This is a genomic window from Pseudomonas sp. ML96 (genome assembly GCF_000761545.1).
Lineage (GTDB): Bacteria > Pseudomonadota > Gammaproteobacteria > Pseudomonadales > Pseudomonadaceae > Aquipseudomonas.
Window position 1 is genome coordinate 121,596 of the sequence record NZ_JPMY01000012.1, and the last position, 16,734, is coordinate 138,329.

The 16,734-nt window shown below is 66.9% G+C and carries 22 protein-coding genes; 16 read left to right on the top strand and 6 right to left on the bottom strand.

Translation table 11 applies throughout. The annotated features are described in order from the left end of the window. On the bottom strand, positions 1–291 hold the full coding sequence (locus IP89_RS10155; RefSeq protein WP_043309371.1) for a putative quinol monooxygenase: 291 nt from the start codon (positions 289–291) through the stop codon (positions 1–3). A 153-nt stretch (positions 292–444) separates the two neighbouring features. Between IP89_RS10155 and IP89_RS10160 the strand changes: the two genes are divergently transcribed. Continuing rightward, positions 445–1,032, top strand: coding sequence for an NAD(P)H-dependent oxidoreductase (locus IP89_RS10160; protein ID WP_043309372.1), 588 nt, complete (start codon positions 445–447; stop codon positions 1,030–1,032). A 97-nt stretch (positions 1,033–1,129) separates the two neighbouring features. Beyond that, on the top strand, positions 1,130–1,738 hold the full coding sequence (locus IP89_RS10165) for a hypothetical protein (RefSeq protein ID WP_043309373.1): 609 nt from the start codon (positions 1,130–1,132) through the stop codon (positions 1,736–1,738). Here IP89_RS10165 and IP89_RS10170 read toward each other — a convergent pair. Further along, the gene (locus IP89_RS10170) at positions 1,708–2,556 is read right to left on the bottom strand and encodes a CAP domain-containing protein (RefSeq protein WP_043309374.1); all 849 of its coding nucleotides are present in this window, start codon (positions 2,554–2,556) and stop codon (positions 1,708–1,710) included. The two genes, IP89_RS10165 and IP89_RS10170, sit on opposite strands and share 31 nt — an antisense overlap. 120 nt (positions 2,557–2,676) lie before the next feature. Between IP89_RS10170 and IP89_RS10175 the strand changes: the two genes are divergently transcribed. Further along, positions 2,677–3,501 (top strand): bifunctional 2-polyprenyl-6-hydroxyphenol methylase/3-demethylubiquinol 3-O-methyltransferase UbiG, encoded by an 825-nt coding sequence (locus IP89_RS10175; protein WP_043309375.1) that lies wholly within the window; start codon positions 2,677–2,679, stop codon positions 3,499–3,501. Between the two features lie 200 nt (positions 3,502–3,701). On the opposite strand, the gene IP89_RS10180 is transcribed toward IP89_RS10175, so the two are convergent. From IP89_RS10180 to IP89_RS10190, 3 genes are all read right to left on the bottom strand, one after another. Then, positions 3,702–4,157, bottom strand: a complete 456-nt coding sequence (locus IP89_RS10180; RefSeq protein ID WP_043309483.1) for a hypothetical protein — start codon at positions 4,155–4,157, stop codon at positions 3,702–3,704. 144 nt (positions 4,158–4,301) lie between these two features. Beyond that, entirely contained in the window at positions 4,302–5,486 is a 1,185-nt protein-coding gene (locus IP89_RS10185) for an NnrS family protein (RefSeq protein ID WP_043309376.1), read from the bottom strand. Beyond that, positions 5,473–5,730, bottom strand: a complete 258-nt coding sequence (locus IP89_RS10190) for a hypothetical protein (protein WP_043309377.1) — start codon at positions 5,728–5,730, stop codon at positions 5,473–5,475. Before IP89_RS10190 ends, IP89_RS10185 begins: the two co-directional genes overlap by 14 nt. 235 nt (positions 5,731–5,965) lie before the next feature. Between IP89_RS10190 and IP89_RS10195 the strand changes: the two genes are divergently transcribed. From IP89_RS10195 to IP89_RS10250, 13 genes are all read left to right on the top strand, one after another. After that, entirely contained in the window at positions 5,966–6,544 is a 579-nt protein-coding gene (locus IP89_RS10195; protein ID WP_052081027.1) for a GNAT family N-acetyltransferase, read from the top strand. A 29-nt stretch (positions 6,545–6,573) separates the two neighbouring features. Beyond that, positions 6,574–6,711, top strand: coding sequence for a hypothetical protein (locus IP89_RS23520; protein ID WP_177326863.1), 138 nt, complete (start codon positions 6,574–6,576; stop codon positions 6,709–6,711). Between the two features lie 221 nt (positions 6,712–6,932). Then, the gene (locus IP89_RS10205; RefSeq protein WP_043309379.1) at positions 6,933–8,888 is read left to right on the top strand and encodes an AAA family ATPase; all 1,956 of its coding nucleotides are present in this window, start codon (positions 6,933–6,935) and stop codon (positions 8,886–8,888) included. 107 nt (positions 8,889–8,995) lie between these two features. Next, positions 8,996–9,277: a peptidylprolyl isomerase gene (locus IP89_RS10210; RefSeq protein ID WP_043309380.1), complete on the top strand. Its 282-nt coding sequence runs from the start codon at positions 8,996–8,998 to the stop codon at positions 9,275–9,277. Positions 9,278–9,377: 100 nt separating this feature from the next. Beyond that, entirely contained in the window at positions 9,378–10,163 is a 786-nt protein-coding gene (locus tag IP89_RS10215) for a class I SAM-dependent methyltransferase (RefSeq protein WP_043309381.1), read from the top strand. A gap of 60 nt (positions 10,164–10,223) precedes the next feature. Next, positions 10,224–10,586 (top strand): hypothetical protein, encoded by a 363-nt coding sequence (locus IP89_RS10220; protein WP_043309382.1) that lies wholly within the window; start codon positions 10,224–10,226, stop codon positions 10,584–10,586. Between the two features lie 81 nt (positions 10,587–10,667). Continuing rightward, the gene (locus IP89_RS10225) at positions 10,668–11,369 is read left to right on the top strand and encodes a YebC/PmpR family DNA-binding transcriptional regulator (RefSeq protein ID WP_043309383.1); all 702 of its coding nucleotides are present in this window, start codon (positions 10,668–10,670) and stop codon (positions 11,367–11,369) included. Between the two features lie 9 nt (positions 11,370–11,378). Then, a complete protein-coding gene (locus IP89_RS10230; RefSeq protein WP_043309384.1) occupies positions 11,379–11,567 on the top strand; it encodes a hypothetical protein in 189 nt (62 codons plus the stop codon). Further along, positions 11,564–11,968, top strand: coding sequence for an NUDIX domain-containing protein (locus IP89_RS10235; RefSeq protein WP_043309385.1), 405 nt, complete (start codon positions 11,564–11,566; stop codon positions 11,966–11,968). The genes IP89_RS10230 and IP89_RS10235 overlap by 4 nt, the downstream gene beginning before the upstream one ends. A 126-nt stretch (positions 11,969–12,094) precedes the next feature. Beyond that, a complete protein-coding gene (locus IP89_RS23715) occupies positions 12,095–12,226 on the top strand; it encodes a hypothetical protein (protein ID WP_256203129.1) in 132 nt (43 codons plus the stop codon). A gap of 178 nt (positions 12,227–12,404) precedes the next feature. Next, positions 12,405–13,103: a polysaccharide lyase family 7 protein gene (locus tag IP89_RS10240; RefSeq protein WP_043309386.1), complete on the top strand. Its 699-nt coding sequence runs from the start codon at positions 12,405–12,407 to the stop codon at positions 13,101–13,103. A gap of 106 nt (positions 13,104–13,209) precedes the next feature. Continuing rightward, a complete protein-coding gene (locus IP89_RS10245) occupies positions 13,210–13,530 on the top strand; it encodes a DUF2025 family protein (protein WP_043309387.1) in 321 nt (106 codons plus the stop codon). 92 nt (positions 13,531–13,622) lie between these two features. Continuing rightward, entirely contained in the window at positions 13,623–15,356 is a 1,734-nt protein-coding gene (locus IP89_RS10250; RefSeq protein ID WP_043309388.1) for an amidohydrolase family protein, read from the top strand. Here the strand turns inward: IP89_RS10250 and IP89_RS10255 are convergent. After that, on the bottom strand, positions 15,353–16,651 hold the full coding sequence (locus IP89_RS10255; protein WP_043309389.1) for a phospholipase: 1,299 nt from the start codon (positions 16,649–16,651) through the stop codon (positions 15,353–15,355). The two genes, IP89_RS10250 and IP89_RS10255, sit on opposite strands and share 4 nt — an antisense overlap. Positions 16,652–16,734: the final 83 nt, after the last annotated feature.

Here is a 16,734-nt window from a genome sequence, read left to right on the forward strand (position 1 = left end):
TCAGGCGCTGAGCATCTCGATCTCGCGGATCTCGAAGTCGCGACTCAGGTAGTCCATGCGCCGCTCGCTGAACTCGCGCATGTGCGGCAGGGCCGTGTGCTCGGCAAAAGCCTCCCGCGACGCCCAGACCTCGAAGAAGATGAACAGGCTCGGGTCCTGGGCATCGCGCAGCATGTGGTACTGCACGCAGCCGGCCTCGGCGCGGCTGGGCTCGACATAAGCGCGGAACAGCTGCTCGAAGGCCTCGGCCTGCTCGGGCTTGGTATAGGCGTGAAGGATAAAGCCGTACATGGTGTGCTCCGGGATGAGTGATGGGCACACCCTAGCGCAATAGCGCCCCCGGCATTCATGACTTGTCAGCAACAATCATTTGCTCGCCAGCGGCTGTTTCGGCCGGGCTTGCCTGCGTAACCTGCCGGCCATTCGATATGCCCGGAGGCTTCCATGAAAAAGATTCTGCTCCTCAACGGCGGCAAACAGTTCGCCCATTCCGACGGCCGCTACAACGCCACCCTGCATGACGCCGCCGTGGCCTTCCTCGACCGCGCCGGTTTCGACATCAAGACCACCTTCATCGACGGCGGCTACGACATCGAGGAAGAAGTGCAGAAATTCCTCTGGGCCGACGTGGTGATCTACCAGATGCCGGGCTGGTGGATGGGCGCACCCTGGACCGTGAAGAAGTACCTGGACGAGGTGTTCACCGCCGGCCACGGCAACCTCTACGCCAACGACGGCCGCACCCGCTCCGACGCCTCGCAGAAATACGGCAGCGGCGGCCTGATCCAAGGCAAGCAGTACATGCTTTCGCTGACCTGGAACGCCCCGCAGCAGGCCTTCGACGACCCCACCGACTTCTTCGAGGCCAAAGGCGTGGACGCGGTGTACTTCCCCTTCCACAAGGCCAACCAGTTCCTCGGCATGAGCGGCCTGCCGACCTTCCTCTGCACCGACGTGATGAAGGTGCCGAACATCGAGCGCGACGTGGAGCGCTACGAGCAGCACCTGACCGAGGTGTTCAAGACCGCTTGAGTCAGTATGAGCAGCGCCCATTCAGGGCGCTGCTCCGCTTCACGCCCCGTACCGCCTTGCGATAGCCTTGCCGCCACCTACCAGCAAGGACGCTCTCATGTCGCAGGAACTGCAGCCCCATCCTCTCGCCAAGCCTATTCGTCGCCTGACTATCGCAGTATGGGTCGTAGGCCTCGCTCTGGCCGCGCAGTTGCTAATGACCCTTCTCCCCTTCCTCTTCCCGCATTTCTACGCTGGCCGAGTGACTCAGATCGCACAATCCGCCAACGCAACCCTGGCCGAACATAGCGAGACCCGCACCCAGGCAAGTACGCCGCCTGGAGCAAAGCACAGCCCATCTCCAGCTATTGATTTTTATGAGTTGCCGCTGCAGCAGAAGATTGAAAAGGCCAGTGCCATTGCACTGATTCGCAACGATATAGCCAGCGACGGCACGCTACGCCCCATCATCCAGGAGTTCCTGAAAAAGGCCCCGGATGCATCAATCACCTATGCCGTGGGTGATGAATTCGAAAAACCTTTTCTCAGGAATCAGACCAGCTATGGCGATGGCGCCATTGTCTTCTTCCTTGGCTCACCGGCCAAAATCACTCACCTAATTCAATTCAGTGGCGACCGTGTTCTTCAACTGGAAGACATTTCCCTTACCCAGTTGCGCGAGAAGTGCAAAGCCGCTCAGGGCGCGCCGAACAGCGCCGTCCAGTAGATGCCGGCGTCGCTCTTCGGGTCCACCGCGTAGGCGGCGCCCACTTCGCTGAACTGCGGGTTCATCAGGTTGGCACAGTGGCCGGGGCTGGCCAGCCAGCCGGCAACCACTTTCTGTGCGTTATCCAGGCCGGCGGCGATGTTCTCGCCGATCTGCTGGCCCGCGTAGCCGGCCAGTTCGGCGCGGTCGCCGGGGGTGCGGCCGTCGCGGTCACGATGATCGAAGTAGTTGTTGTTGGCCATGCTGCGGCTGTGGCCCTCGGCCACGCCACCCAAAGTGGCATTCCAGGCCAGCGGCGCGGCGACGGCGAACGACTGCTCGCCACATTGGCGCGCCTGGCCACGGGCCACGTTGATCTCCGCCAGCAGCTTCTGTCCTTCCGCCTGCCAGTCACCCAGGCGTCCACCGAGCAGTGGGCGCGCCAGCACGATGCGCCAATCGCGGTCTGCGCGGCTCACACCGACATCGACGAACTGCGGGTCGAGCACCACGCGGCAGAAACTCTCCTGCAGCGCCTGCATGGCCGAGGCCGCATCGCGCGGCCCGGACAGGGTGATGGCCTGCACGTTGACCATGGGGTAGCCGGCGCGCGCCAGGGCATCCGCCAGATCGGCGCTGCCGGTGGCCGGCAGCACCAGGCGAATATCGGCGGTCAGCGGCGGCAACTCGGGCGAGGCCTGGTCCGCACAGCGCTGCACCTGGCTGCGATAGACGTTGATCGATTCGATCAGCTGAGCCTCGTCGGCGGCCTGCACGGCCGTGGTCGACAGGCCGAGCGCCAGAAGAGTGAAGCGCAGTACGGACGACATCGAATGCATTGGAATCCCCCAGTTTCTTATGGCCCCATCATGCCGCGTCTGGCGGCGGCAGGAAATGCCGGGCTTGCCGGGTGAAGACCAGCAGACTACCGTCGCGTTCCCAAGCAATGGAGTGCTGCCATGGACAAGTCCTTCACTATCAACCGCGCCAACTGGGATGAGCGTGCCGACCTGCACGCCGCCTCGCCGGATTACCAGGCAGAAATCTTCGCCAGCGATCCGGCCCACCTCTCTGGCGTGGTGCGCTTCGATCTGCCGCGCCTGGGCAATATCGCCGGGCTGCGCGCCGTGCACCTGCAATGCCATATCGGCACCGACACCCTGTCGCTGGCACGCCTCGGCGCGCAGATGAGCGGCCTGGACTTCTCCCCTGCCTCGCTGGCCCAGGCAAGCCGCCTGGCACAGCGCTGCGGCGCCGCCATCGAGTATGTCGAGGCCTCGGTGTATGACGCCGCCACGGCGTTGCCGCCGGCCAGCTTCGACCTGGTCTACACCAGCATCGGTGCGCTCAACTGGTTGCCGCGCATCGACGACTGGGCGCGCAATGTCGCCGCCCTGCTCAAGCCGGGCGGACGGCTGTTCCTGCGCGAGGGGCATCCGCTGCTGTTCGCCCTGGACGAGGAGCGCAGCAACGAACTGGTGCTCCGCCATCCCTATTTCGAGCACGCGGAGCCGACGGTATGGGACGACGACAGCACCTATGTGCAGACCGAACGGACGCTGACGGCCAGCGTTACCCATGAGTGGAACCACGGGCTCGGCGAGATCGTCAGCGCCCTGCTGCACCATGGCCTGGAGATCAGCGGCCTGGAGGAACACGACTGCATCCCCTGGGAGGCGCTGCCAGGGCAGATGGTGCTGGGAGACGACGAGGAATGGCGCCTGCGCAGCGGCCGCGAGCGCGTGCCGCTGAGCTATACGCTGCAGGCGATTCGAACCCGTTAAGGGTCTTCTGAATTAGAGCCAGACAAGGCCTAGGCGGCCCCACAAAAGCGGCTGAGGAAGCGCAGTTTACAGTTGGTAAATGAGCATGACTCGCTTCGCTCGCCCCTGCGGGGCCGCACTGAAGTGCGTTAGCCGCAAGCGGCTTGCCGAAGCCGCCTTTAACGCCGTATGGCCGACAGTCAGGAGAGCCTTATGGGTTCTCAGACGTAGATGCTGATGCCGCCCTTTTCCTGCAACCAGTCGCGGTAGGTGGTCAGCGAGTTGGTCTGCTGACCGTCCTTGGCGCCGACGAAGCTGGTGCTGTCGCCGAGGCCGGCGTCGATCAGCTTGTTGACCTGTTCCAGCAGCTTGGCCGCATCGTCGCGCTCCATGTCGGCGACATCAGGCAACTGGATCTTGCCGCTGCTGCCGGTGCTGGTCTGGCTGCCAGTCGTGGCGGTGCTGGCCGTGGACTGCAGGCTGCCGCCGCCATTGAGCGCGCGCAGCAGGCCGCCCTCGCTGCGCGCCACCATCAGGTTGGCCATGCGGCGCAGTTCGGCGATTGGGTCGCTGGAGCCTTCGCTGGCCTTTTCCTGGGTGCCGGCGGAGGTGGCGGTGGTCTTGCTGGCACTGGCGAGGTAGCTGGCCAGTGGCGAGGAGCTGTTGATGGTGGTCATGGCGGGTCCCTGCAGAAGTCCGTTGCCCTTCGTCTGCAGAATGCGGGCCATATCGCCAGAAGCCTCATGCTTGCTGGGTTTCGACCTGATTCAGCGCCTCCGTAACAGGAACGCCCTTGCCGAGCGTGGCAAGGGCTTGCCGCCTCAGCCCGGGTGGCCGTCGACCCGGGCGCTCCAGTACATCGCCGCGTAATGGCGCAGGAAGATGGCGAAGGCCAGGCACCAGCCGGCCGCCGCCAGCCACAGGCCGTAGACGCTAACCCCGGCCAGCAACACGCGGCACAGCGTGGCGCCGTGCAACAGGGCGAAGGCCCAGCCCACCGCGCGCGGCGGGGTCAGCGGCCGCCCGGTATGACCGAGACTGACGCGCGCCAGCATGGCCAGGATCAAACCGCCCATGGCGCCGACCGCCAGGGCATGGCTGGCCAGGCTCGGCTGGCGCAGCACGCCCAGGTGCCACAGGGCCATGCCCAGCGCCGCCACGGCCATCCAGGCGTAAGCCAGGTGCAGCGACCAGAGCAGCGGCACGCGCCAGATACCAGGGTGGTACCACAGGCGCAGGCGCCAGCCATGCAGGCCACTCACCAGCAGGAACAGCGGCGCCAGCACAGGCGTGGCCTGCAGGTTGAGGCCGGCGGCGGTCAGCGCAGCGATGCTCAACGAGCAGCCGAGCAGGCTCCACATCAGCCAGGGCTTCGGCGATGCCTGGCTCGGTAAACCCAGGCCGCGCTGGGTGAAGAACGGAATCACCCGCCCGCCGATGATGCCCATCAGCGCCGCCACCAGCCACAGTGCGGCCAGGGCGCCACGGCGTTGCAGGTCATCATCACCGAGGGCCAGGCCATACAGGGTCAGCCCCTGGCAGGCACCAATCAGCGCCAGCACCACGACGATCGGCGCGTTGTTCTTCTGCCGCGCTTTGACTACCAGGCGGCCGAAGGCCAGCAACAGGGCCAGGGCGAAGGCCATCTCGATCACGACCAGAGCAGGTATTGGCAGCGGCAGGAACCAAGCAAGGCGCCCCACCAGCCACAGGCCGAACAGTGCGACCAGAGGCCGCCCGGAGAGGCTGGGCAGGCCGGTCCAGGTCTGCACCGCGGTGAGCAGGAAGCCGGCGATGATCGCCAGGCCAAAGCCGAACAGCATCTCGTGGCGGTGCCAGGCCAGCAGGCCGCCAAGCGGCTGCAGGCTGGCGTGGCCGGCCAGGGCCGCGCCCCACAGCGCGACCGCGAGCAGAGCGAACAGCGCCCCGCCAAGGAAGAACGGGCGAAAGCCCAGGCGCCAGAGCGGCGCCACACTCAGGGCCGCATTGCGATCAAGCAGTTGCACAGCTGGCCTCGCCTTCCTGTTTACGCAGGTAGTGCTGGGCGATCAGGCGCATCACGTAGCCGATCTTCAGCAGGGTCGGACCGACCACCACGCCCGAGTGGGCAACGACCAGGGCGGGGATGCTCAGCATGCCCTCCATGCCGTAGCCGGCGACGATACCCGCCAGCAGCAGGAGCATGCCGACGATCAGCAGTTGAGTGGATACTTTCAGGACATTCTGCGGGCGGCTCAGGTACTCGATCATGGCGGCATCTCCCTTGAGAGTCGGGGCGAAAGGCCCCTTTGCCATTCCTGTATCAGAACTCGTGCCAAGAAAAATAATCATGTAAATCATGATCTTATAAACACGGAGTCGAAATGACACAGGCACCACGCAGAGTCATATCGACACTCCATGGTCAAAACGACCACAACGCTGGCATAACCCACGCCCCTGCTGGCAGCATGCAGCGACACGGACAGACCAACGGAACCGCAGGATGCCCAGCCTTCCCACTCTCACCACCGCGCGCCTGACCCTACGCCCGCTGCAGCTGGACGACGCGCCGGCCATCCAGGCGCTGTTCCCGCAGTGGGAGATCGTCCGCTACCTGGCCGACCGCGTGCCTTGGCCCTACCCTGCCGACGGCGCGCTGAGCTTCATGCGCGACGTGTCGCTGCCGGCCATGCGCGAGGGCCGCGAGTGGCACTGGAGCATCCGCCTGACGGCGCAGCCGCAAGTGCTGATCGGCGTGATCAGCCTCAGCAACGAGCCGGACAACAACCGCGGCTTCTGGCTCGACCCACGCCACCAGCGCCAGGGCCTGATGCAGGAAGCCTGCGCGGCGGCCACCGCCTACTGGTTCGAGGTGCTGCAACGCCCTGTGCTGCGCGCGCCCAAGGCAGTGCCCAACATCGCCTCCAGCCGTATCTCCGAACGCGGCGGCATGCGTTTATTGGGGGTAGTCGAGAAGGACTACGTCAGCGGGCGCCTGCCCTCCGAGCTGTGGGAAATAACCCGCGAGGAATGGCTGAGGCTGAACGCCACGGGGAACCCGGAGAACGAATCCGCACCCTAATTCGAGGTAGCCATTCGAGAGGCCCGAGCATGGCCGACGACGAAACTCCGAACAGCGACAACGACGACACCGAGCAGGAGCTGCCGGAAGAGGTGCTGGAGAACCTCGAAGAGGTCGCGCCCCTGCCCGCCCCGGTGCCCGAACCAGGCCCGCTACTACCCCGCTAACCACTGCGTAACCCGCATGGCAGCTGGGTTGCCGCTGCGCTAGGTCGACCAGCGGTAGCCCCGTTCGTCCCTCCTCCCCTGAATCGAACGGCCCTGGTGCCGATAATCCGCTCGCGTGCCGAATCGCTGATTGCTGTCAGCGGCCCCTCGCGAGCGGAGACTCGATGCCGCCTGGATTCGCCCCTTTGCGTGGGCGCTGTTTGACGAATTCCGGGACCACCATGACCAAGCCTTTCCTCGTTCGCCATCGGCGCCCGCTGGGTGTCGCTTCCTTGCTTCTCGTCCTGCTGCTCGGCGCCGCAGGCTACTGGTGGGCACAACGCCCGCAGCCCGCGCCGGCCGGCGATGTCGCCAGCCGCATGCTGGCCGAGCTACAACATGACGCCAGCCCCTGGACCGCACAGCGCGCCGACCTCTCGACCCTGGTCGGCGACATGCGTGGCGCACGCATCGCCAGCGCCGCGCTGAGCGACGAGGCGGTCTACGTCAGCACCCTGGATGGCCGCCGCTACTGGCTGGCCGACCAGTCCGGGCGCGTCGGCGAGATGATCCTGCGCGACTACGGCAATGGCGCCGCGCTGTTCCCGGTCGGCCTGTTCGACACCGACGGCGAGGCGCCCTGGTACCGCGATGCGCTGGCGCAATGGCCGCTGCTGTTGCTGATCTTGCTCGGCATCGGCCTGGCCGCCTGGAAGCTGCGCCCGCAGACCCGACTCAAGCACAAGACCGGCGTCAGCTTCGCCGATGTGGTCGGCGCCGCCGAGGCCAAGCAGGCCCTGCGCGACGTGACCCGCTACCTGCGTGACCCGGCCGCCTTCGCCACCCTCGGCGCGCGGCCGCCACGTGGCGTGCTGCTCACCGGCGAGCCCGGCACCGGCAAGACCCAGCTGGCCCGAGCTCTGGCCGGTGAATGCAACGCGCACTTCATCCAGGTCACCGGCAGCGACTTCTCCTCGATGTACTTCGGCGTCGGCATCCACAAGGTCAAGGCGCTGTTCCGCACCGCGCGCCAGCATGCGCCGTGCATCATCTTCATCGACGAGATCGACGGCATCGGCCGGCGCGCCGAGCAGAGCCGCGCCAGCGACGCGGAGAGCAACCGCATCATCAACCAGTTCCTCACCGAGATGGACGGCTTCGCTGCCGACAGCGGCGTGCTGGTGCTCGGCGCCACCAACTTCCCCAACTCGCTGGACCCGGCGCTGCTGCGCGAGGGGCGCTTCGACCGCAGCATCGTCGTCGGCCTGCCGAGCCTAGCCGAGCGCGAGGAGCTGCTGCGCCTGTACGCCGGCAAGGTGCGCGCCGGCGCCGACCTCGACTTCGCCCAGCTGGCGCGCAACAGCGTCGGCCTGACCCCGGCGGCCATCGCCAGCATCGTCAACCAGGCCGCCCTGCTCGCCGCCCGCGACGCCAGCGCCGAAGTGGCCATGCATCATTTCGTCGACGCCCTGGAAACCTGCCGCATCGGCGAGCAGCCGGCCGGTGTCAGCCCGCTCTCGGAGGCCGAACGCACACGCATCGCCGTACACGAGGCCGGGCATGCGCTGGTCGCCGCGGCACTGGGCTGCGGCCGGGTGGAGAAGGTCACCATCCTGCCGCGCGGCCAGGCGCTGGGCGTGACCCTGGTCACCCCTACCGAGGACAAGCGCCTGCACCTGGAATCCGAGCTGCGCGCGCGCATCCAGATGCTGCTGGGCGGCCGGGTGGCCGAGCAGCTGCATTTCCGCGAGGTCTCCTCCGGTGCCGGCCAGGACCTGCACGAGGCTAGCAAGCTGGCGCTGTCGATGGTCGGCTCGCTGGGCATGGGGCCGAAGGGCTCGCTGCTCAGCCTGCAGGCGGTGCGCGAGGCGCATCTGGACAGCGACCCGCGCGAGGCGCTGGAGGCGGCGGACCAACTGCTGCATGAGCTGAACCTGCAGTGCATCGAGCTGCTGCGCCACCTGCGCCCGGCGCTGGAGCGCATCACCCGCGCCCTGCTCGAGCGCGAGACGGTGCCCGGCGAGGAAGTGCTGAAGGCCATCGCCCCGCTGCTCGACGCCGTGCCGCAGAAGCCGCACAGCGGCAGCGTCCCGCACCTGGAACGGGTCGCCGCCAGCGATTACAAGGGCTTCGACCCGATGTACGACCTGGCCCAGACCGACGACGAGGAACCGGACAGCGGGCCGTGCATGGCCTGAGCGGCGCGGCAGATGAGCCAGTTTCGCCGCAGAAACTGGCTTCGCCGCGGTCGCCTCGCAGCGCCAACGGACCTAGAATGAGCGCCTTTACTCAAGGAGATACCACCATGCCCCGCGCATCCGCCCGCCACATCCTGGTTGCCAGCGAAGCCAAGTGCAACGAACTGAAAGCCGCCATCGAAGGTGGCGCCGATTTCGCCCAGGTCGCCAAGGAAAACTCCACCTGCCCGTCCAGCCGTGACGGCGGCAACCTCGGCTCCTTCGGCCCTGGCCAGATGGTCCGCGAGTTCGACCAGGTGGTGTTCAGCGCCCCGGTCGGCGTGGTTCAGGGCCCGGTGAAGACCCAGTTCGGCTACCACCTGGTGGAAGTCACCGAGCGCAAGGACTGATCCCTGCCGCCCGGCCTTCTGCCAGGCCGGGCAAATTGTGGGAGCGTTCTGCCACCGCCGGCGGTCTTCAACTTATGAAGCCGCCGCGGAGGATGCTCCCATGCCAGCCCGTTCCCCCCTCCTGCTCGCTCTGCTGATTGCCGCGAGCGCCCATGCTGCCGAACCCCTCGACAGCGCCGGGCAGATCACCGATGACCGTTACCACGCCGTGTTCGCCGGCGACTGGCGCTCGGCCGAGAATCGCCTGCGCGACCCTGGCCGGCGGCCGCAGGAGACCCTGCGCTTCTTCGATCTCTCCGCCAGCCAGACGGTGATCGAGATCAGCCCAGGCGACGGCTGGTACAGCGAGCTACTCGCACCCCTGCTGCGCGACAAGGGCGAGTACCGCGTGGCCCTGGCCAGCGGCGGCGACGCACCGCTGCGCGACAAGCTGGCCAAGGGTGGCCAACCCTATGACCGGGTGAAGATCATCGACTTCGACAGCAAGACCCCGGTGCTGGGCGAGAAGCAGTCGGTCGACCTGGTATTGAGCTTCGACGATGCCCAGGACTGGGCCAGCACCGGCAACGAGATCGCCATGTACGAGGCCGCCTACCAGGTGCTCAAGCCTGGCGGCAAATTCGGCGTGGTGGCCTACCGCGCGGAAAGCGGCGCCAAGCCCGAGGCCGCCGAGCAGACCGGCTACCTGCCCACCGACCATGTGGTGCAGAAGGCCAAGGACGCCGGCTTCGTGCTCGCCACCCTGGAGCAGATGCACAGCAACCCGCGTGACGACCGCGATCGCCCGGCGCAACAGCCCGGCCAGGAGAAGGCCAGCTACCAGGAAGTCGGCGAGCCGGACCGCATGACCCTGCTGTTCGTCAAACCGAGCGGGCCGCGCCCCTGAGGCTTGCTTTTCCGCACGGGGTGGGGACACTGCGCAGCTGACTTATTCAGGAAGCCCCGCATGGACCGCGTCGCAGCCCCACCCCGCTCGAAACTCCGTATCGTCCTCGCCATCCTTTTCCTCCTTGCCGCCGCCGGCCTGGCCTATGGTGGCTGGCTCGTTCTACCGGGCTTCCGTCCGCTGTTCGACAGCTTCGGCGATGACATTCCCTGGCTCAGCCGCTGGGCGGTCGAGCACCCGCAGGGCGTGTGGAACTCGCTACGCGGCCTGCTGTTCCTGTACCTCATCGCGCTCTGCGCCTGGTTGTTCATCCGCCGGCGCTGGGCCGCGACGGCGCTGAGCCTGGCCACCACCTGCACCTGGCTGGCCCTGATGCTGCTATTGGTCGCGCTCTACCTGCCGACGCTGACCATCGCCGTCTGAAAGCTAAGTCGTTAGAATCACCTCCCTCAGTTCGCCCCGCCATGCGGGGCTCCGTCAGACGTAACCCGCGAGAACTCCGTCATGGGCGCACAGTGGAAAGCCAAACCTAAAGAAGCCGCAGCCAACGCCAGGGGCAAAATTTTCGGTCGCCTGGTCAAGGAGATCATGGTCGCCGCCCGTAACGGCGCCGATCCGGATACCAACGCCAAACTGCGCGTCGCCGTCCACGCGGCCAAGAAAGCCTCGATGCCCAAGGACACCCTGGAGCGCGCAATCAAGAAAGGCGCCGGCCTGCTGGGCGAGACAGTCAACTTCGAACGCACCACCTACGAAGGCTTCGCCCCGCACCAGGTGCCGGTGATCGTCGAGTGCCTGACCGACAACCTGAACCGCACCGTAGCGGAAATCCGCGTGCTGTTCCGCAAGGGCCAGATGGGCGCTTCCGGTTCGGTGACCTGGGACTTCAGCCACGTCGGCATGATCGAAGCCTCCACCGACAGCGGCGCCGACCCTGAGCTGGCCGCCATCGAAGCCGGTGCCCAAGACTTCGAGCCGGCTGAAGAAGGCGACACCCTGTTCATCACCGAGATGACCGACCTCGACGCCGTGTGCAAGGCTCTGCCGGAGCAGGGTTTCACCGTCAACTCGGCGAAGATCGGCTACATCCCGAAGAACCCGGTGAGCGGCCTGAGCGACGCGCAGATGGAAGAAGTCGAAGCCTTCCTCGAAGCCCTCGACAACCACGACGACGTGCAGAACGTCTACGTCGGCCTCGCTGGCTAATCGCCGCGCGTGAGCCGCAGCCAGTTCCACCAGCAACATGCCGCACGCGCCGAGGCCGAAGCCCGGCGCCTGCTGGATGAGCGCGCCAGCCTCGGCGCGCGCTGGCTGGACTGGGTGGCCGCCGAGCTGTACCGCCTCTCCCCGCCCGAATACGCGGCCATGGTGCGCCGCGAACTGCAACGCCTGAACGACCAATGAAACTACTGCGCATCGCCGCCGTCTGCCTGATCGACGACGCCGGCCGCCTGCTGCTGGTGCGCAAGCGCGCCACCCGCGCCTTCATGCTCCCCGGTGGCAAGATCGAGGCAGAAGAAACGCCCCTCGCCGCCCTGCGCCGCGAACTGCAGGAAGAACTGCAGCTGAGCCTCGACGAGGCCGCACTCACCCCGCTCGGCCGCTTCCGCGCGCCGGCCGCCAACGAGGCCGATACCGAGATCGACGCCCAGGTCTATCGCGCCCGCCTGCCCCACCCCGTCAGCCCCGCCGCCGAGCTGGAAGAGCTGCGCTGGCACCCGCTGGATGCCGCTGCCAGCGCCGACCTGGCGCCGCTGCTGCAGCTGCACGTGCTACCTGCCCTGCGCCACCCGACGCCTGCCTGAGCCGCCGACGCCGTTCGCGGCTATGCTCAAAGCATCACAGCATGCAGGCTGGCTCAGCCTGGGAGGTGGAGATGACCGTCGACCCTATCCGTTCGCACTGAGTCTCCCATTACCGAGGATTTCGCCATGAGCAAAGGTCTGGATAGACACAAGGAGGCGAAGAAGAAGCCTCTGAAGAGCGCCCAGGAAAAACGCCTGGCCAAGCGCACCAAGAAGTCCGGTTCCACCCTGCTGGGTAGCCACGCTCCCTCCAGTTAACAACACCCGTTGACCCCTCCCGCACCCGGCTCATGCCGGGTGCTTCGTTTCTGCCCGTCGCAGAACATGGTCTGGCCAGGCGCCAGTACCCATTCGTCCATAACCGAGCGCAGCGCTGAACTTCCCGAGACAGACGGGTCGGAACCCCGACCGCTTCGTTTGCCGCAAGGAGGACCCGATGCTCGACCTGACCACCTGGAACCTGACCATCCCCACCACCGAATCCGCCACGCTGATCACCACCCAGCGCCTGAACAAGGGCTATAGCAGCCAGTACTTCCGCCCGCAAAACGACCGCAGCGTGCGCTTCTGGGTGCCGGTCAACGGCTCGCACACGGCCAACTCGAGCTACCCGCGCAGCGAGCTGCGCGAGACCTGGCCCAACGGCGAGCTGCGCAACTGGTACCACGGCGATGCCGACAACCTGCTCAGCGCGGTGCTGACGGTCAATCAGGTGCCGAGCAAGAACAAGCTGGTGATCGGCCAGATCCACAGCATCAACCGCCCCGGAGACGTCGGCGAGCCGCTGGTCAAGCTGCAGTACCACTACCGCCCCGAGCTCAACAGCGGGCGCATCGAGGCTCTGGTGCGCAAGCATCCGGACGATGCCAAGGTGCAGAACATCGCCCTGGTCGACGACGTCACGCTGAACGAGCGCTTCGCCTACCGCCTGCGCCTGACCGCCAGCGGCCGCCTGGGCATCACCGTGTACAGCGACGACGACAACGGCGCCTTCTACCGCCAGGTCGCCTCCAGCTGGAGCCGCCAGCCGCTCTACTTCAAGGCCGGCGCCTACGCCCAGGACAACTACGGCAGCAGCGCCGAGGGCGGCCGCGCGACCTTCTATCACCTCAATACCGAGCATCGGCGGCCCTGAGCCGACGTTGATCCAGAGCAACACGGCCCGTGCCAGCCATCGCCTAGGATGGCCGGCGACACCTTGGGCCGGCTGTGCAGGCCCGCTATCCAGACAGGAGGTTTGCATGAGCATCACTTCGTCCACCATCTGCTCCGCCGCCGACGCCCTGCAGGGCCTGGTCGGACTCAACAGCAAGAACGGCCTGCACATCGTGCGCTTCAGCGAGGACTCCTTCGGCCTGGACGTGCCCGAGGAGACCATCCAGCCCTGCGCCGAATTCGTCTGGCAGCCGCTCAAGGGCGCGCTGATGACCCTCAGCCGCGAACGCCTGGGGTTGCTGCTGGAGCAGCGCATCGACGACCGCCTGAACATCACCGAGCCGCTGCGCGTCTACCTGCACCGCTGCGACCTGCCGGAAATCATCGCCGAACGGCGCAAGACTTGACCGAAACGACCTGAGCTTCAGCGTTTTTGTCCGATATGGACGGGCGTGCCATTTCCTATGCTTGAGGCCACAACAAGAAAGGAGTGGCACGCATGTTCGATGTGGCGATCACCAACGGCCTGTTCTTCGACGGCAGCGGCGCACCCGGCGCCATTCGCCACCTGGGCATTCGCGGCGGCAAGCTGGTCGCCATCAGCAGCGAGCCGCTGGAAGAAGGCGCGCAGCAGACCATCGACGCCCACGGCCAGTGGGTGATGCCCGGTTTCATCGACATGCACACCCACTACGACGCCGAGCTGGTGGCCGCGCCGGCCCTGCGCGAGTCGGTGCGCCACGGGGTGACCACGGTGATGATCGGCAGCTGCTCGATCAGCATGGTGCTGTCCGGCGCCGAGGACTGCTCGGACATGTTCACCCGCGTCGAGTCGGTGCCGCGCGAGCACGTGCTGCCGCTGCTGCAGGCACGCAAGCACTGGAACACGCCAGCCGACTACGCCACCTTTCTCGACAGCCACCCGCTCGGCCCCAACATCTGCTCCTTCCTCGGCCACTCCGACCTGCGCGTCGCCGTGCTCGGCCTGGAACGTGCGGTGGACGCCAGCGTGCGCCCCAGCGATGCCGAGCTGCGACAGATGGAACAACTGCTGGAGCAGGCCCTGGACGCAGGCCTGCTCGGCCTCTCCAGCATGACCAACCCCTGGGACAAGCTCGACGGCGAGCGCCAGCGCTCCAAGTCGCTGCCCTCGGTGTACGCGCCGTGGCGCGAATACGTGCGCCTCAACCGCGTGCTGCGCAAGCGCGGGCGCATCCATCAGGGCGCGCCGAACCTGGTGACCAAGCTCAACGTGTTCGCCTTCCTGTGGGAGAGCATGGGTCTGCTGCGCAAGCCGCTGAAGACCACGCTGATCACCCTGATGGACGTCAAGGCCGACCCTTGGCTGGCGCCCATTCTCGGCCCGCTGACCCGCACCCTGAGCCGCCTGACCCGCGCCGACTTCCGCTGGCAGACCCTGCCGGTGCCCTTCGTCACTTACGCCGACGGCATGGAGTTCGTGGTCTTCGAGGAATTTCCCAGTGGCGAGGCGGCGCTGCACCTGGCCAGCCAGGACCTGCGCAGCGAGCTGTTCCGCGACCCGGACTACCGACGGCGCTTTCGTGAGGACGTCGACAAGCGCTTCGGTCCGCGCGTCTGGCATCGCGACTTCGACGATGCCTGGATCGTCGACTGCCCGGACCAGGCGCTGGCCGGGCACAGCGTCGGCGAACTGGCCCGCGCCCGCGGCATGCACCCTGGCGACCTGTTCCTCGACCTGCTGGTGGAGCACGGTCCGCGCCTACGCTGGCGCACCATGATCGCCAACCATCGGCCCAAGGTGGTGGAAAAACTGGTGGCCGAACCGGCCACACTGATCGGCTTCGCCGACTCCGGCGCGCATATCCGCAACATGGCCTTCTACAACTTCGCCGTGCGCCTGCTCAAGCTGGTGCGCGACGGCGAGGCACGCGGCCAGCCGGCCATGCCACTGGAGCAGGCGATCTGGCGCCTGACCGGCGAGCTGGGCGAATGGTTCGGCGTCGATGCCGGCAGGCTGGCGCTGGATCGCCGCGCCGACCTGGTGATTGTCGACCCGCAGCATCTGGACGCCGGCCTGGAGGCCTACCACGAGGATGAGATGGAAGGCTTCGACGGCCTGCGGCGCATGGTCAACCGTGGCGAAGCGGTGCGCGCCACGCTGATCAACGGCCGCATCGCCTATCGCGACGGAGAATTCGCCGCCGACCTCGGCCAGGTCCGCGGCTACGGCCAGTTCCTGCGCGCCGGTTAGGGCTGCACAGGCTCCACCGCGCGCAGGGCATTGCGGCTGTGCGCGCCGAAGTGGCGGAACAGCTCGACCAGCAGCTTCTCCAGAGCCGGATCGGGCTGCACCTGCTGTAGCCGGTTACCCTCGCTGAAGCCCTGCGCCGCATTGCCGCGCGCCATCCACTCGCCGATCAGGGCGTCGAACTCGTCGGCACGAGCATGCGACTCGGCCGCCACCACTTGCGCTGCGTAGTCGACGTCGAACGGCGGGTAGTCGCCATCGCCCGCGCGGTCGGCATAGGCGGTCAGCAGCGGCGCCTGCAGCTGGCCTTCGCCGAGCAGCGCCTGCATGCGGTCGAACTGGTACTGCTCGATGGCGGTATGCCGGTCGGCCACACGCTTGATCGCCGCCTCGCGGTCTTCCGGGTAGCCGGCCTCGGCCTTGGCCGCGATCAGCACCATGCCGCTGGTGCTCACTCCCGGCAGTACGCTGGCGTGGTAGGGCTGGGTGAGGTCCTGCAGGTAGTGCATGGCCCAGCCGAGGAAACGGTAGCCCCAGTACGGATGGCCGCTGCTGAAGGCCAGGCGCGCCAGGCCGCTGTACTGATACACGCGCCAGTGCGGCAGGGTCTGCGCCAGGTACGGCGCGGCGGTGAAGATCAGCGATGACTCGTGGTAGTAGCCGATATGGAACGGCGCCTGCGAGGAATATTCGAAGCGCGCGTCGCCGAACGGCTGCGGACCGAAGTTGTAGCGCTGGCCCACGGCACCGGGGTTGTCGCTGAACAGGTTGATGTCGTGGCCGTAGTCCGGCTCGTCCGCCGCGCTGGCCAGCACCTGCAGCGCGCTGACCTGCTCGCCGTCCTTGAGCGCCAGGTAGCGCCAGTTGGTCCAGGGGCCGACCTTGTGGAACACCAGCACGTCCTCGCCACCGAGCAGCGGCCGGCCGCCGGCATCCTGCCCCGGTAGCTGCTGGATAAAGCTGGCCAGCTTGATCTCCGGATTGACCCGCAGGGCCTGGAGGAAGGCCACGCGCCGATCACCGCTGCCAGCCGCCTGCCAGCGCAGCTCGTCCGGGCGCGCCGGGTAATAGGAAAAGTGCTCGCGGGCGAAGCTTTCCTGCTCGTCCAGCAGCTTCTCGATGGCCGGCGCCTGGTCGGCCAGGAAGGCCTCCAGCGGCTCGACCTTGACCTCCTGGCGCAGCTCGGGCTGATCCTGCAGCGACAGCAGGCTGCCCAGCGAATGGTTGGACCAGGCCAGGGCGTGGCCGGACAGGCCGGCCAGCAGACCGGCGCAGGACAGGACGACGAGTGACTTCACGGCGGCTCCGATGCGTGAGGCGAAGCGGTCAAGGCTAACCCCGGCCACGCCGGCGGGCACTGTCAGACCGCGCCAGCAGCACT

Coding starts and splice junctions, on each gene's coding strand:
- IP89_RS10155 (WP_043309371.1), bottom strand. CDS start 291: ATGTACGGCTTTATCCTTCACGCCTATACCAAGCCCGAGCAGGCCGAG.
- IP89_RS10160 (WP_043309372.1), top strand. CDS start 445: ATGAAAAAGATTCTGCTCCTCAACGGCGGCAAACAGTTCGCCCATTCC.
- IP89_RS10165 (WP_043309373.1), top strand. CDS start 1,130: ATGTCGCAGGAACTGCAGCCCCATCCTCTCGCCAAGCCTATTCGTCGC.
- IP89_RS10170 (WP_043309374.1), bottom strand. CDS start 2,556: ATGCATTCGATGTCGTCCGTACTGCGCTTCACTCTTCTGGCGCTCGGC.
- IP89_RS10175 (WP_043309375.1), top strand. CDS start 2,677: ATGGACAAGTCCTTCACTATCAACCGCGCCAACTGGGATGAGCGTGCC.
- IP89_RS10180 (WP_043309483.1), bottom strand. CDS start 4,157: ATGACCACCATCAACAGCTCCTCGCCACTGGCCAGCTACCTCGCCAGT.
- IP89_RS10190 (WP_043309377.1), bottom strand. CDS start 5,730: ATGATCGAGTACCTGAGCCGCCCGCAGAATGTCCTGAAAGTATCCACT.
- IP89_RS10195 (WP_052081027.1), top strand. CDS start 5,966: ATGCCCAGCCTTCCCACTCTCACCACCGCGCGCCTGACCCTACGCCCG.
- IP89_RS23520 (WP_177326863.1), top strand. CDS start 6,574: ATGGCCGACGACGAAACTCCGAACAGCGACAACGACGACACCGAGCAG.
- IP89_RS10205 (WP_043309379.1), top strand. CDS start 6,933: ATGACCAAGCCTTTCCTCGTTCGCCATCGGCGCCCGCTGGGTGTCGCT.
- IP89_RS10210 (WP_043309380.1), top strand. CDS start 8,996: ATGCCCCGCGCATCCGCCCGCCACATCCTGGTTGCCAGCGAAGCCAAG.
- IP89_RS10215 (WP_043309381.1), top strand. CDS start 9,378: ATGCCAGCCCGTTCCCCCCTCCTGCTCGCTCTGCTGATTGCCGCGAGC.
- IP89_RS10220 (WP_043309382.1), top strand. CDS start 10,224: ATGGACCGCGTCGCAGCCCCACCCCGCTCGAAACTCCGTATCGTCCTC.
- IP89_RS10225 (WP_043309383.1), top strand. CDS start 10,668: ATGGGCGCACAGTGGAAAGCCAAACCTAAAGAAGCCGCAGCCAACGCC.
- IP89_RS10235 (WP_043309385.1), top strand. CDS start 11,564: ATGAAACTACTGCGCATCGCCGCCGTCTGCCTGATCGACGACGCCGGC.
- IP89_RS23715 (WP_256203129.1), top strand. CDS start 12,095: ATGAGCAAAGGTCTGGATAGACACAAGGAGGCGAAGAAGAAGCCTCTG.
- IP89_RS10240 (WP_043309386.1), top strand. CDS start 12,405: ATGCTCGACCTGACCACCTGGAACCTGACCATCCCCACCACCGAATCC.
- IP89_RS10245 (WP_043309387.1), top strand. CDS start 13,210: ATGAGCATCACTTCGTCCACCATCTGCTCCGCCGCCGACGCCCTGCAG.
- IP89_RS10250 (WP_043309388.1), top strand. CDS start 13,623: ATGTTCGATGTGGCGATCACCAACGGCCTGTTCTTCGACGGCAGCGGC.